The organism is Lysinibacillus sp. EB271-A1-10B (assembly GCF_058791335.1).
This window is the reverse complement of record NZ_JBYTDL010000004.1, coordinates 311,664-326,951: the sequence shown is the minus strand read 5'-3', so window position 1 is coordinate 326,951 and position 15,288 is coordinate 311,664. Positions and strand designations below refer to the sequence as shown.

13 protein-coding genes are annotated in these 15,288 nt (G+C 35.8%); all 13 read left to right on the top strand.

Annotation, left to right across the window (positions count from 1 at the left end):
- On the top strand, positions 1-700 hold a 700-nt coding region (locus AC3WSK_RS08930), incomplete at its 5' end, for a transposase (protein ID WP_492535008.1).
- Positions 701-1,297: 597 nt separating this feature from the next.
- Positions 1,298-2,224, top strand: coding sequence for a serine/threonine protein kinase (locus tag AC3WSK_RS08925; protein WP_492411983.1), 927 nt, complete (start codon positions 1,298-1,300; stop codon positions 2,222-2,224).
- Positions 2,225-2,763: 539 nt separating this feature from the next.
- Complete coding sequence (locus AC3WSK_RS08920) at positions 2,764-4,932, top strand: transcriptional regulator (protein ID WP_079562898.1); 2,169 nt, start codon at positions 2,764-2,766, stop codon at positions 4,930-4,932.
- Between the two features lie 229 nt (positions 4,933-5,161).
- A complete protein-coding gene (locus AC3WSK_RS08915) occupies positions 5,162-5,587 on the top strand; it encodes a membrane-associated protease 1 (RefSeq protein ID WP_079562899.1) in 426 nt (141 codons plus the stop codon).
- Positions 5,588-5,679: 92 nt separating this feature from the next.
- Entirely contained in the window at positions 5,680-6,114 is a 435-nt protein-coding gene (locus tag AC3WSK_RS08910; protein WP_079562900.1) for a J domain-containing protein, read from the top strand.
- 37 nt (positions 6,115-6,151) lie between these two features.
- Positions 6,152-6,709 carry an FHA domain-containing protein gene (locus AC3WSK_RS08905; RefSeq protein WP_492411986.1) on the top strand — a complete coding sequence of 186 codons (558 nt, stop codon included), beginning with the start codon at positions 6,152-6,154 and terminating at the stop codon, positions 6,707-6,709.
- 40 nt (positions 6,710-6,749) lie between these two features.
- Positions 6,750-7,277 (top strand): FHA domain-containing protein, encoded by a 528-nt coding sequence (locus AC3WSK_RS08900; protein WP_079562902.1) that lies wholly within the window; start codon positions 6,750-6,752, stop codon positions 7,275-7,277.
- A 6-nt stretch (positions 7,278-7,283) separates the two neighbouring features.
- Positions 7,284-8,123, top strand: coding sequence for a PP2C family protein-serine/threonine phosphatase (locus AC3WSK_RS08895; RefSeq protein WP_079562903.1), 840 nt, complete (start codon positions 7,284-7,286; stop codon positions 8,121-8,123).
- Between the two features lie 49 nt (positions 8,124-8,172).
- Positions 8,173-9,819 carry a serine/threonine protein phosphatase gene (locus tag AC3WSK_RS08890; RefSeq protein ID WP_427484091.1) on the top strand — a complete coding sequence of 549 codons (1,647 nt, stop codon included), beginning with the start codon at positions 8,173-8,175 and terminating at the stop codon, positions 9,817-9,819.
- 1 nt (position 9,820) lies between these two features.
- A complete protein-coding gene (locus tag AC3WSK_RS08885; RefSeq protein WP_427484092.1) occupies positions 9,821-11,098 on the top strand; it encodes a normocyte-binding protein in 1,278 nt (425 codons plus the stop codon).
- Positions 11,089-11,784 carry an iron-dependent peroxidase gene (locus tag AC3WSK_RS08880; protein ID WP_427484093.1) on the top strand — a complete coding sequence of 232 codons (696 nt, stop codon included), beginning with the start codon at positions 11,089-11,091 and terminating at the stop codon, positions 11,782-11,784. The genes AC3WSK_RS08885 and AC3WSK_RS08880 overlap by 10 nt, the downstream gene beginning before the upstream one ends.
- Positions 11,785-11,807: 23 nt before the next feature.
- Positions 11,808-14,456, top strand: coding sequence for a molecular chaperone (locus tag AC3WSK_RS08875; protein ID WP_492411990.1), 2,649 nt, complete (start codon positions 11,808-11,810; stop codon positions 14,454-14,456).
- A 34-nt stretch (positions 14,457-14,490) separates the two neighbouring features.
- Positions 14,491-15,264: a DNA and RNA helicase gene (locus AC3WSK_RS08870; protein ID WP_492411992.1), complete on the top strand. Its 774-nt coding sequence runs from the start codon at positions 14,491-14,493 to the stop codon at positions 15,262-15,264.
- Positions 15,265-15,288: the final 24 nt, after the last annotated feature.

Sequence of the window (15,288 nt, the reverse complement as noted above, 5' to 3'; positions counted from 1 at the left end):
TTCTTTCTTTGGTTATAAAACACATGTAGCAATTAGTGATGAACGTATTATTACAGCAGCAGTCGTTACAACAGGTGAAAAATCAGATGGACATTATCTACAAGAACTGATTGAAAAAAGTAAAGTAACAGGAATGGAAGTTGAAACAGTCATCGCTGACACGGCTTATTCAGGGAAAAACAATTTACTTTATACAAAAGAACAAAGCATTCAACTGATTTCTAAGTTAAATCCAATGATTACTCAAAATGGGCGAGCAAACGGAAAAGGATTTGACTTTAATAAAGATGCAGGTTTATTTGTATGTCCAGCAGGACATTTAGCAAATAGAAAAAGTAAAAAACCAGATTCGCATCCAGGAGCAAGTGCAAGAATGGTTTATTTTTTTGACATTGAAAAATGTAAGGTCTGTCCACTCCGAGAAGGATGTTTTAAAGAAGGTGCAAAAACTAAAACCTATTCTGTTGCCATTAAATCAGAGGAACATTTAGACCAACAAGCGTTTCAAGAAATAGAAGAATTTAAACGCTTAGCTCGAGAACGTTATAAAATCGAAGCAAAAAATAGTGAGTTAAAAAATAAACACGGGTACGATCAAGCATCGGCTGCGGGTTCATTTGGCATGCAAATTCAGGGAGCAACGACGATATTCGCTGTCAATCTAAAAAGAATCTTGAAGCTTCTGAATGGAAAAGGGTAATAAATAGGTAATAAATTAGGGCGTTTCCTGTTCAAAATTGAACAAGAAGCGCCCTATCTTTCTCTATAACGAATTTATTTATAAAAAACGCAAGTTTTTCAGTGCCCTCAATAATATATCGGGCTCATGCCTCTTCATTTTGCCTTAAAAAGGATAGGACCACAAGAGTGCCACATAGAACCGTCAAAGTGCCGGATAGGATAATCGCCAAAGCGATGAATAGAACCATCAAAGTCCTGAGAAGAAACAAGCATATCGCCGACTTCAAATTTTGCCAAACCTCAGCATTTGATGTAGAACTACTTAAGAGAACTATTTATAATAAAGGTGTATATTGATATACTTACATTAATTTGTATTTTAGTTAAAATAATGGTCATAACCAAAAATTGCGGATGACATTTGTTAAAACGTATGCCATTTATCTTTTATTAGTAGAAGACTCCTATCTCTAAAGTGGTGAGATGTGCGGATGCGGTCCCCTATCAGTGGGTGTCCAAACACCCACTAAATGACAGGCGAAATCAACCACAAGTTATGGTGATGATGTAACAGAGTGTTCGGAGTTTATGTGTTGAAAGGGATGATTGATCGAAAATGCAAGCGACGACTCAAGTTGAATTGAGCTTACCGATAAACAGTGTTTTGAAAGATACATATAAAATTAAAGAAATACTTGCAACTAGTAAATTGTCTTTAGTTTATATCGTGGAGAATATCAATGAAGGGAATCAGCTAATTATTAAAGAGTTCTTTCCAAATGACATAGCTTTACGGGATTTAGATAATAAAACAGTCGTTAATCGTTTGCCTTCAACAAAGCAGATATTCGAGGATTTAAAAGCTATTTTTCTAAATGAAGCATGTATTTTGCAGCAAATAAATCATCACAATGTCGTCAAATACATAGACCATTTTGAGGAAAATGAATCGATTTATATCGTGATGGAGTATTATGAAGGAACTTTATTAGATCAATATTTAAAAGATTTTCCAATTGAAGATAGGGAGCATGTGTACACGAGTATTTTCCTTCCTCTAATTGGTGCTTTAAGCTATTTACATAAAAAAGACATACTCCATCGTGATATTAAACCAAGTAATATAATAGTAGATTCTGAAGGTAATCCATATTTACTAGATTTTGGTTCGGCTATTTTTAATAAAACTGCCGAGAATCATCAAATATTCACTAGCCCAGGGTATTCTCCTTTAGAGCAATACTCGAATAAATCTGAGCAAGGTGTATATACAGATATTTATAGTTTAGCAGCAACATTTTATTATTCTTTAACAAATATTATCCCAATGGATAGCTCACAACGCATTATCGAGGACAAAATTGAGAATGTGAGAAAATATAATGAGAAAGTGAGTATTGTTTTATCTCGAACTATTATGTGGGGGCTGGCAGTGCAGGCAAAAAAACGATGCTCTTCACTTAAGTATTTAGAACTTGCTGTTATTATTGAAAATACTGCCAATAGGATAAAAAGCTATTTTAAACAAGGTGGTTCGAAATAACTAGCATATTCAGAATTGTAATTCTATATAACTATTTTTGATTTAAAATTCATATCTTTTCAACAGCTTATAGACTAGGAGTTTCTACTCAATAAGCTGTTTTTTTTTAGTAAAAATAAAGAAAAAATACATTTATTCCTATAAAAAATATCATAAATTTTAACATGTTTATTTTTTACTAAATATACATTTATGGAAATTATTTAACATAATATCCTAATGTAAATATTGACAATAAAAATAAATGTTGTATAGTTACTTGTGATACATAATGTCATCAGTGAAGTGCGCATGTAAAAGAATTATCAGTAATTCTAGATATGAGTGCATGTTGTAAATAAATAATTACATACATACTCATATAGAAAAAAAACTACTGATTTTTTCGTTCGAAATTACCATTTTATTACTTAATAGTATCATATTAGGTTGTTTTGTGAATTACGATCATATTTTATTTGCTAATCACTAATTGACTATGCTTACTCGAAATCTGTTACAAAAAGGAGGGATGGCTGTATAATCATACGGCCGACTGAATGGAGATTATTAGTCAAACGAACAGAACCATGCTCTTTGAGGAAATTAATCCGGAAAAAATGGATTTAATTACGCTTGTTGGAGATGTAAAAGGAATTGACAGTCTTAGTGATGAAAAAATCAAAGAGATTAATGAAAATCTTCTTGTCAAAAGCTTCGACGAGTTTTTAGATAAGTTTTCTCCGACGGTTTACTCATTCTACAATGCTGCTAACCAAAAGGTTATGTATACATTAAAAAAACCTGAAGGAATTCAAGATGACTGTATTTCTGAAATAGCAATTGACCAAAATAATGATTTTTTAAAGATGTTATTTACCCTCATTGATACGAAAAGAAGTCAGGGCATTGCGAACGTTGACTTTAAGTTTGAAAATTTGCTCGATATGATCTCTCCTAAAAAGGTTATGGACGACATTCGACAAGTCCGAAAAGAAATCCATTATCTATATGGTGAATATGACAAATTAGATGAAGGCGATCCAAAAAAATTGGATACAGGGGACAAGCTAAACCTGATGTTTGAAGTGGCAAGTAGAAATTACAACAATGTCATGGCGATGCTTCCTTTAGCAATTGAAGATATTAAAACGAGACTATTGTTAGGTGCTAATCAGGATGAAGACGAGTCCGAAAAATTACAAATTGGGACACTTTCTATTGGCGACAGTGGTGAATTAAAAATCATTGAGGCACCACAAAATAATAGCTCGGAACTGATGGTTATTGAAGAAAATAGTAACTATGGTTTAAGCACAGTTTTTGAAGAGGACTATGAGGCGATTACAGAATCACCATCCTCTTATGTCAAAGATTTAGTCGTAAGAACGTTCTCTCCATTGCCAGCTGTGAGAGCTGAATTGGATGTAGAGACAGAGGTACAAAACTACAATACTTACTTAGAATTCTATAAGGATGCTAAGGATGAATTTGTAAAAACAGTGAAGCCATTAGTTGAAAAACTATTAGGCGTAAAAATGTACTTTGATCAGTATGCAACTAAAAACAAAGGTATGCAGCCCTCGTTACTTGTAACGAACACAAAGTTAGATATGCTCGTTAAAAGTAATAATCTACCACGATTACGCACGTATTTAAACACGGTTAACTCCAAAAATGACTTTACAGATACGGTATGGTATGGAATTGTCCCTGCACTAGAACTAGAAGCTTCCGGAAAAATGAAAGTAAGTAGAGCTAGATTTAAAGGGAACGATAAGGTTGCCAAGCAAGATGGCAATACAATGGAATCGTTATCCATCCTTCTTGATACTGTGAAAGATTATAAAATACAGATTTTCTTCAACTTCATGGCAGAAGAAGAAACGACATTCAATGGAATTGCTACTGCAGGTATTGATCGCTTGATCGATAAATGCTCAGTGCTTATTCGAAAAGATTATAGTGAGTTTGCTATACCATGTTTACCAAACTTCACTATTATTCCTAAAGATAAATCAGGTGTAATCATTGATACAAGAATGCAGACAACAGAAAATGGAGCTCGATTATCTAAAGAAAAAGAGGATATTTTAAAACTTTGGATAGAGGGCGTTTATGTTGGTGCTAGCTATGTAGCGGCAGGTATTGTCTCAGCTTATCAATGTCCGGAATATTTGAAAGACTCTTTCAAAAACGTTCAGAGAAATAATCCTGGCGTACGCTTCGATATTGAAGCTGGTGATAACTCACTAAGAGCCGTTACAACGATGGCAAAAGAAATCTCAGGATTTACTAATAATATTAAAGATGCCATTAACAGCAGAAGTTTTGGCTTTGTATTCTCATCAGAAAATGCACAGCTTCAAGATAAAGACATTAAACGAATTACAGTGTATAAAGCTAGAAGTTTAGCGATGGAGGAAGATGGATTCGATTCAATCTACAAAACTCAAGTGAGTACGTATATTGAGAGAATTTTACGATTCCAATCTGGTGACTTTAAACACGAAAATATCGTTCGATTCTTTAGTAATAATCCAAGTAGTCAAAAAAGTAAATGGATTAATGATAAAGGCTATGTAAACTCCATTATTCACGATGGAGATGACATCGGCTACATTATCGATGAAAAAACAAGCACTTGTCAGATTGACCTAGTGTTTAACGGTAATGTGAAGAATCTTGAAGTTATGATTACAAAGGCAAGTAGTGCTGTTAAGGCCTAACAAGTTTACACATACACTAAAAATTTTTTTAAGTCGTATGTTTAAGATTTTTTCATAAATCTTTTAACATAAATAGAATCCTCCATTAATTGTAAGGTGAAAACATTACATATTTCTCCATGCTTCATGTATTTGCATTAGGCATAGAGGAATGTATACAACAAGTTATACATTTTCACCCAAAACGATTTTTTGAGACGATTCAAACAAATTTCAGGAGGTAATGAGAATGGGTTTTGTATTAAAAGTAGAAGGATCAGAAGCAATTGAATTAGGGTTAGATAGCATTATGACTGTGGAGTATGAAACAGATACACCAAATGACTCTAACGCACGTTCTACAGATGTAGGAGCAACTTTAAAAGTAAAAGGTAAAATTCTTACTGCAACTGATGGTGATAATTCTGATGACACGATGAAATTAGGATTATGGTCATTAGTACCAGCTGAAAAAGCTGACTGTTACCGTAAAGTAACGTTAGAAGTTATTTCTGCTGATCAAGTAGTAAGAAAAATTCACTTCCCAAATGCTTTCGTTGTTGACTATTCAGAAAAGTATGGTGACACAGAAGGTATTGGTGAATTCTACTTATTCATTAAGCAAAAGAAAGACAAAACAGACTTGGCGAAAATCGAAGGCGGCTACGCTGTTTAAGATTGCTGCTTGATAGCTACTCCACATTATCTAAGGGACTTTCATAGTTCCTTAGATAATTTTGAATAATCCTAATATTGGGGATGAAAAATATGAAAACGCATTATGAAACTTTAGGTGTCAGTAGAGACGCCACGCAAGCACAAATAAAACTAGCTTACAGAAAACTATCAAAAAAACATCATCCAGACGTGAGCGGTGGAAATAAAGAATCAGAAAAGATTTTTTTAGAAGTGACAGAGGCATACAAAGTATTAAAGGATCCAGCTTCAAGAGAAGCATATGATGCTCGACTAGATGGAGCTAGTCAAAGTTGGGGCAGTGGACAGACATCTGAAAAACAGTCTTCACGCCCACAGTCTACTGAAAAAAAGCCAGATTTTAATATGAGCAATATTGAAAAGAACTTTGAGCATTTTTTTGGTTTTAATCCTAAAACAAAGGAAACGGGATCGACCCTTAATAAGAATGCAAAGAAGAATCCACTAGATACAACTGATTTATTTGAACGTTTTTTTAACAAGTAAACGAAGCCATAGCTAGTATGGAGGAGTGTGATACCCAATGGATGCATACACTGAAAATGCAAAGAAACAAATGGTTATAAAAATTATCGATATTATTATTGTCATAATCACCTTCTTTTTCATTCTATACGTATTTGTCATGAATCAGGATTTTATTTTAAAAACAATTATTGGACTAATGCTAGGCATACTAGCAATAATTTATGGCTCTATAAAGTATGAAGCTAGAGATAAAAATAACAATGTGACAAACAAGAAAATTCGAAAATTAGTTCTCCTCAATGATCGAGGAGCTGAAATAGATGAATGGGAAATCGGTGATTCAACTTCATTACTTATTGGGAAAAGTTCCGCTGACAATAAGGCAGATATCGATTTAAATGGTACTGAATATGAATCGCTTATCAACTATGAACATGCCGTATTAAATAATGTTTCAGGAGTATGGTACATAGAGGATATTGATTCGGTAAATGGTGTTGGTATAAAAAAAGCTCATAAGCGCGTTAAAAACAGAATAAAACACGAAAATCCTTACCCAATAGGTAATGGAGACACGATATACATAGCCAATACACGGATTTTAGTGAAATAGAGACAAGTAAATTCGTAAAAATAGACGGGGGATAGCGAAAATGAGTTTGATTAGATGCACAAATGGTCACATGTTTAGTTCCAGAAGACATAGAAATGTATGTCCGTATTGCAACGTAATGGTAGAACAGGAGCAAAGGCCAAGTAGCCAGCAAACAGCTGTAGCAGAGTTAGATGATAAAACAATGCCATACCTTGGAGAAATGGATGGAATTGATCCAGTAACAGGATGGCTTGTTTGTATTGAAGGACCTCAAATGGGTCGAGACTATCGAATTTTATCGGAAAAAAACTTTATTGGTAGAGCTGAGGATATGCACATTCGTATTGTTGGAGACAATTCGATTTCTCAACGTAACCATGCTGTGATTGTTTATGATCCTAAAAAAAGGAATTTCTATCTTCTTCCTGGAGATGCATCAGGCTTAGCTTATCTTAACAATGAAGCGGTTTATACGCCAACAGAGCTAGCAGCGTATGATGTAATTCAGTTAGGCGGAAGTATGTTTCTCTTTATTCCCTTATGTGGTGTTCATTTTGAATGGGAAAACAACAACAGTGAGGGATGATGACGGATGGATCAGAAACTACTGCCATACATAATTGCACTTATTTTTATCGTTGTACTCTTTGCATTATTAATTGTTAGAAACATGCTTGCGCAACAAAATGAAAAAACAAAAATAGCAATCGGAAATGGTCAAACGATTGGCAGACGTGATGAGCAGGATGATTATTTCTCTACAGCAGAAACGAAAGATGGAACAATCGCTGTACTAGCAGATGGCATCAGTGGTTTAGCAAACGGTAGGATGGCAAGTACGGTTGCTGTCAATACATTTATTGAAGAATTTAAAAAGCTTAGCGGTCTAAATGCCCTAGAAAAATTTTTTAAGGAGGCCGCTTTTGCTAGTAATCATATGATTGTCGAAAATTTAAATGGCTCGAACGGTGGTACTACATTAGTGGCAGCCGTTATTGATGATAACGGATTTCTTCATTGGGGAGCCGTTGGAGATAGTGTCATTACCATTTTCCGCAATGGAGAATTTAAGGCCATCAATCAAAAGCATATTTTTGAATCAGTGTTAACTGAGCGATATATATCTGGTGAAATATCTCAGCTTGAGGTGCAGGAAAATCCTTTGAAAAAGAGACTTATCAATTATTTAGGGTATGAAGGCTTTAAAAATATGGATATCGGAAAAAGTCCGATTCAGCTAAATAGAGGGGATAAAGTATGTCTATTTAGTGATGGCGTCTATGATACTTTAACAGAGGTTGAAATGGAGAAAATTCTCTCTCAGCAAGCTACTCCCTATGATATTGCTCAAGACATGATAAAAGCCGTTGAACAAAAACGCTTAAAAAATCAAGATAATGCAACCATCGTTATTTTAGAAAAAACATGGTAATTATTTTACATGTGTCTTTAAATGAGTCAGTAAATGAGGAGGAGTAATCATGAGAAAGGAAAATAGCAACTTTAAAACAAGCTTTTTATCCGAAGCGGGCTCATTTTTGCAAAATAAAGATTACTTTGCCTATACAGAGCTGGACGATGTTGCCTGCTGGGTAGCTGTAAAAGGGTTAGATTCTGATCAGGAAATTAGTAGTGCAGAGCTTGCTGTAAAGGCAATTTTAGAAAAATTCATGGAAAAGCCATCCATGTCCAGACGGAAAATTAAACATTACTTAAAATATGCACAAGATATTCTTCAAGCTCAAAGCTTAAGGGTGAGATTGAAGGCTAGTATTGTCATTGTCGTCTCGGATTACTCAAAGATGATTGTTGCCGTTGCAGGAAATTCGAGATTATATCATTTCCGTAATGGGACTTTAACGTTTAAAAGCACGGATCAAAGCTTAGCACAAGAGCTAGTGAATGATAGGAACCGTTCGCTCGATATTAGCCAGCACGAGGAAAGAACCAATTTACTAAACTATTTGGGCAAACCAAAAGAGTTCCAGCCTTTTGTTTCAAAGAAAATGAAGTTAATGGATGACGATGTACTAGTGCTTTGTACAGCCGGCTTTTGGGAAGATGTCAATGAAATTGAAATGGCAGATGCGTTGGAAGATGCAAAAGAGCCTGAGAAATACATTGATGTGTTAGAAGAGGTCCTGTTAAGCAGGCAAAAGAAAGTGGTCAATAATTACACAGTTGCCGCTATATTTGCTAACAAGGTTTACCAGGAAACAAATAAGAAAAAAATGAAATACATCAAAATGATTGTAGCTGCATTAATCCTAGCTTTGGTCGTAGGTGGAGGCACGATTTTTTATCAGGCAAAGCAAGCTAAAAAAATGGCCGAATTAACCGTAGAGATGAAAGATCATGAGAAGAGCGGAAACCAGTATTTTCAAGATGGAACTTATGATAAGGCACTGCTGGAATATAGTGAGGGCAGAAATGCTGCTAAAAAATTGAAAGATCCAATACATAGAAATGTACTAGCGAGAAAATTAAGAGTTACCGATCTGATTATCAGTGGAGATAAAGCAGCAGAAGAAGGTAAATTTAACGATGCCCTTGAGCAATATGAAAAGGCTAAAAAAGAAGGAAAGCTTATAAAAGACTTTGGGAAAGCAGTAGTTGAACAAAGAATCGCTAATATGGATACCATTGTACAAATTGCTGAAGCTGTGAAAGATGGAGATTTTCGATTTGAGGCAGAGGATTACAATGGGGCTCTTGAAACGTATCAAAAGGCAAGAAAAAAAGCGCTGACAATTGCCTTTACTGGCGAACCTGAAATAAAGACAAAAATAGAAGAAACAGAGGCTAAAATTGCTGAATTGAAAAAGGCCCAGAAAGAATTAAAGGCAGAAGGCTTAGAAAAAAGCGGAGATCAGAGCTATGCACGCCAAGAGTTTGGGAAAGCAATTGAATATTATACACTTGCACAGGAAATTTATCAGGAGACAGAGTTGCTGTCCAAGGTTTTAGGTCTTGAGCGAAAGGTTATGAACGCCAATGATAAATTAAATCCACCTCCTCAAGCACCAGCCGCCGATACAGCGCCACCTGATCAGGCAGCCCCGCCTACGAATGGAGGGACAGCTGCTAGTGAGCCATCTGATGCTGAAGTGATGAAAGAGGGAAAATAAATTGATAAAAGAGCTCATGATTGAACGGTTACGCAAAATAGAGGATTTAGAGCAACGTCAACTGCTAAAGGATATTGTAAGTGGCGTTTTTGTAAATTTAATCGACTATCAGGATGAAATGAACAAAAGGCTTGAAGACCGCGTATTCAATGAAATAGATGATGCTGAGAATAGGTTTGATATTTATGTGACGTTAAGTTCTAGGGAGGATGTTGACCCTATTCATGAATGCTTATTCCCGATGCGACCAGCTGATTTAGAAAGTAAATCAATCAATAAAAAAAAACTGCTTGAATCATTTAAAAACAATGAACCTGCAGTGCTGTTCACCTTATTTTTAGCGTGTGATTCCATGCAAATTCAACAGTTACTTGCTGAGCAGCGACGCTTTAATGGAAGGCTAGTAACGACAGAAGGACAAGTAGAGATTAAAGTCAGCCTTACTCAAAATCTGGACTATTTACAAGAGATAAACAAGCTATATCCGCTCTTCCAAATAAACGGCTTACCATGGAAAACTATTAATCATCCATTCGTCTATAAATTTTTTAATGTCAATTTAGTAGATTGCCCATCTTTAGATGAGAATGCTGAAATTACTGAAATAATCGTTGATTTAGAAGAGTATGAGGACAAAAAACGCCTAAATATCGTTCCGCTATGGAATATTGAACGCCATGAGGTCAAAAATGTCGGGTTTCCCGTCCCTGCTATCGATAAGGTGAATTTTGAACATGTACTTTCCGTACGTAAAATCGGAAACGAGCATGGCTATCTTGTTGAGGCCGAAGAGGATAATGTTCGTTACGTTAAACGCTCAGACAATGAATTAACCATTGTTTCACCCCAGGATAAGTCAGGGGTATGGCAGCTTATCAAAATTGCAAAGATGGAAGATGAGAAGATCGGGAAATTAAATTACGAGCTTGTATCAAATCGAAGAATCGAGCATTTTATACACAAATTCGCTAACAAATATACGGCTACTGTTAAAACGAAGGGTGAAATTACTCGTATGATTAACTCCTTTGAGGCAGCTAATCAATTTGAGCTTGTAGATGTCGAAATAGTGGAATCTTTCTCGGGAACAAGCTTTACGCACTCCGCGAACACGTTCTTAACGGAAATGATAGGAGAAAATAATCATAGAAAAACGATGCTATTAAAGTTTAAGGCGAAAGAGGAGAGAAACTTTATCGCAAACGATATTTTAAGCTTCCTCGTATCAGAAGTGCAACGACATTTCTTCGAATATGAATGTGTAGGTGTGTGGCTATGAACTATATTTGGGATTTGCTCATTAAAGCTGAGGATGAAGGACTTTCTAAAAAGGATATTTATTTTCACCTTGCCGAAGCCTATTCACCTTATATGGAACTAAGTCCACAACTATTAAATACACAGTATGTTGACCAGCACGTTGAAGTAAATCCGTATTATCGCTATTACGGAATTTTTAATGGTCTTTTCCATCCTGATAATAATTCAGATATAGAGTTTAGGGATTATCTTTTAGATACAGGATTGCATTTCTTAGCTGAAATTGATCGTATGCAGGGCATGAATAAGAGAGAGTTCTATATTCGCTTTATCTTACGGGAAATCGAGGCCGATGTATTTGGTAAATTGGTGCGGGACAATATTCATGCCTTTACGAAAAAGGAGCAAGAAATAGTTGCACTCAATATGATAAGACTGTACAGGACTGGTGAAGAGATTTACTTATTAAAGGATACGCTGAAAAGGCTCTTTAAAAATTGCATGATTTATGTAAAATCGGAGGACCAGGATGAGCTGCTTTTATACATCCGTCAAAAGCAGACAGAACAGAATGAGCGAAAGGTACAGCTTGTACAAGAAATTTTTCTGCCAATAGGCTTTCATATGGAGGTTTATTGGCAATATCATTTTGGCATTATTGATGCTGAGGAAACGATGAAGCTAGATCGAATAGCTCTTTACTAAATAGGGGAAGAGGAGGGATTCCAATGACAACTAAATATTCATATAAACTGTATGCCAATAAGCGTAATACAGAAAAGAAATATATGACCTATACACGAGTAGAACTAATGGAAATGACAACCTTCCAGCTTAGAAATATTTGCTATAAGGAAAAGCTTGTGACTGGGCTTATTAATACACTGACAAGAGACGAGTTAATCGACAAAATTTTAAGATACCGTGGCTCTGAAGAAAACCCTCTTATTAGAGAAAAAAAGGATGGGGGCTTTGAACGAGTAGAAGCGGCTATGCAAGAGTATTTAAAAACACCGATGTCTGACAATGGTGACATTAAAATTCCTGCCAAAATGAGCTTATATAGCGGAATGAAGATTGATAAACCCGATCAGTATTTCTTGGAAACAGGCGGTTTTCTTGTTGAATCTAACGTACTGCTAGTCAATGAGCAGCTGGAACTTTGCGGCATTCTTAATATCCTTAAAGATGACGAAGTCCCAAATCAATACTATTTCGCTGCTGACCAAGCAATTGGAATTCGGAAGACAAACAATAAAAACTACAGCTTTATTTTTTTAAGAAAGCAAGATTCTGAGTATATCTATAAGACGTATTATCAGGAGACCCCACTTCCGCCAACAAATCTTCATTATTATAAAGTTCCAATACCAGATTTAGAGATGAAACAGCTGGAAACAACGAATGCCATTCTTGCGATTGACTTTGGTACAACAAATACAACGGCTGGAGTTTATTTAGAGAGTGATTATGTGTCCTCTCCTTGTAGTCATGATTTATTAAATGACAGAATTCAGCTAAATAGCATCAATTTTGTGCAATTTCCAGACCCACTTCATCAAAACGAATGGATCGAAGTAGTGCCGACGGTCATGACTGTCGCAGATTGCTCAAATGCAGACCAAGTAAACTATCACTACGGCTATGAAGCGTTAAAAATGATGAAGAAAAATAGCTATACATCATTGGCTACGAAATTCCAAGGTATTAAGCGATGGGTTAGTAACTATGCCAAGCTGGAAGAGGTGATGGATGCTAACGGGAATACTGCACTTGTTCCACGAAGCCAAATTTTAAGAGAGTTTATGCTTTATATTATTCGAATGGCGGAGCATCAATTTAAATGTCGTTTCAAGCATTTACATATTTCCAGTCCCGTTAAACTGAAAACACAATTTTTAGATATGTTTCGTGCGATTTTACCTGAATACCAAATCGAAACTGAGCATGCTCTCGATGAAGGGATGTCGGTTCTTTATAATACAATCGCCAATCAAATAGAGAATGATAGTTTTCTCGATGGCAAGGAATATAAAGCACTTGTGATCGATTGTGGAGGCGGAACAACAGACCTTTCTTCTTGTAAGTTTCGCATAGAGGACGGCCATATTTCTTACAAAATTGATATTCATACTACCTATGAAAATGGAGATACGAATTTTGGGGGCAACAATATTACGTATCGTATTTTCCAGTTTATGAAAATCGTTTTTGCCAACTATTATAGTCGAGGAAAAAATGATTATGATATCGATGCATTAATCGATATTCCTGGTAAGGATATTTATCGATATGTAGACGATCATGGCGTAGAAGCGGTGTACGAGCAATTCGAAAAAGCCTTTGTAGATGCCGAATACATTATCCCTACACGCTTTAAGGAATATGAAAATCGCACACGTGATGAATACCTACGTGTACGCAATAATTACTATTTCTTATGGGAAATGGCAGAAGAGATGAAGAAGGAATTTTTCCGCAAAACAGGTATATTAAGAAGTCGTTTCTATGCGGATAACGATATGCAGCACGATAGTGATTTAAATGTCACAGCAGTAGATCGCTGGTGCCTGTCGTTGGTAGAAAACAATCAATTTAAAGAAGTTTATGACTTCCCAAACGTCTTTTTCAACATTAAAGAAATCAATCATCTCATAAAGGCAGATATTTATGATATCGTGCGAGAGTTTTTAGAGGAGTTTTATGAGAGTGGCATACTGAGTGACTATTCCATCATTAAGTTGACGGGACAATCCTGTAAAATAGACGCATTTCGCGAGGCTTTAAAGGAATTTGTACCAGGACGCAGCATTGAGTTTAGACAAAAGGCTGAAAATATCGGTAAAGTTCCAGAGTTAAAGCTTGCTTGTTTAAGGGGAGCGCTTCGTTATTTAAATGCCAAGAAAATCGGGATGATTGAAACAGAAGTGACGAACCATGCACCAGTTGTCCCTTATGCTGTCAGTGCCTTTACACATAATCGTCAGGAAAAATTACTGATTAGTAGCTTAGAAAGATTGAATCAAATTCACGGTACGATTTCTCGTCCATGGGGAGTAAAAGAGGTGGAGTTCTTCCTCACAGGCAACGACGATCACTCATCGTTTAAATACACTTACTTAAATCGTCAGGAAGATTATGCACCTGTTCTTTATGAGAATATTGCCATGCACTATCAAGATAAAATTCCGCAAGACGAGACGGATTCCATCACGAATGGAGAAGTGAAGTTCTTTGTCTTTGCAGGCGAAGATAATTGGGGCTTCCATGTAGTTCCAGTAGCGAGAAAAGACGAACAGTTGTTTATCGGAAGCAAGGAATTCTTTGCCTTTGAAACCGATTTGTCTGAGCTGGATTTCTTTGATGGATTAAAGTAAACAGTGAAAAACAAGAAAAGAGGTGGGTGACAGCTTGTTTGCCAATCAATTTCCACATTTTCAAAAGGGCCGCATTTTAAAGCGAGAAATGCTAGAAAATTTGCGAGATTTCCCAAGAGAATTTTTAGATTTATATTTCCAAGATTATTCTAATGGCATTATTGCTGGTGCCAATATTATCGTAGCAGATAAAAGCCTCATAATAGCGAAAGGCATTATTAAGCATAACGGAAAGCTCTATATGCTACATAGTAGCTACGAGCTTCCTTATGAGGCAACAGGAAGCGAAACGATTCTAAAAGTACGATTTGCTGAAGAAGTGAATGAATTAGATTTTAGAAATTTCACAACAGAAATAGTCCTAGATGATTCATTAGAGCTTGCGAATAATGAGCTAGAGTTGGCGCGCTTTAAATTAAAATCGGGTGCAAAACTTCGTTCGGAGTATATTGATTTTTCCGATATTGCGACTGAATACAATACGGTAAATTATCTTCACAGCCAGTATGCAGGTTTTCAAAAAAGCACTTACCATCCAATCATTTTGCATTATTTTGCACGAGAGCTGTTAAAAAATCGCCCAGCGAATCCGTACGATATAGCTTTTGCTTTAGAGTGCATAAATCAGGAACGGGTTCAACGAGATGCAATCGATTTTTATATTTGCAATCGACTAGAGCTAGACTACCAAACATTTTCTAATAGTCAAATTCATAAATACTTGAACCGTATTTTATTGGAATCAAAACGAGGTGGTCGTATGACAGGTCACAGTCAAGGGCGACCAAAGCGCATGATTGTTGACTAGCTGATAGTCTACTGATGAAGAAAT

Coding starts and splice junctions, on each gene's coding strand:
- AC3WSK_RS08875 (WP_492411990.1), top strand. CDS start 11,808: ATGACAACTAAATATTCATATAAACTGTATGCCAATAAGCGTAATACA.
- AC3WSK_RS08905 (WP_492411986.1), top strand. CDS start 6,152: ATGGATGCATACACTGAAAATGCAAAGAAACAAATGGTTATAAAAATT.
- AC3WSK_RS08920 (WP_079562898.1), top strand. CDS start 2,764: ATGGAGATTATTAGTCAAACGAACAGAACCATGCTCTTTGAGGAAATT.
- AC3WSK_RS08890 (WP_427484091.1), top strand. CDS start 8,173: ATGAGAAAGGAAAATAGCAACTTTAAAACAAGCTTTTTATCCGAAGCG.
- AC3WSK_RS08925 (WP_492411983.1), top strand. CDS start 1,298: ATGCAAGCGACGACTCAAGTTGAATTGAGCTTACCGATAAACAGTGTT.
- AC3WSK_RS08900 (WP_079562902.1), top strand. CDS start 6,750: ATGAGTTTGATTAGATGCACAAATGGTCACATGTTTAGTTCCAGAAGA.
- AC3WSK_RS08895 (WP_079562903.1), top strand. CDS start 7,284: ATGGATCAGAAACTACTGCCATACATAATTGCACTTATTTTTATCGTT.
- AC3WSK_RS08910 (WP_079562900.1), top strand. CDS start 5,680: ATGAAAACGCATTATGAAACTTTAGGTGTCAGTAGAGACGCCACGCAA.
- AC3WSK_RS08915 (WP_079562899.1), top strand. CDS start 5,162: ATGGGTTTTGTATTAAAAGTAGAAGGATCAGAAGCAATTGAATTAGGG.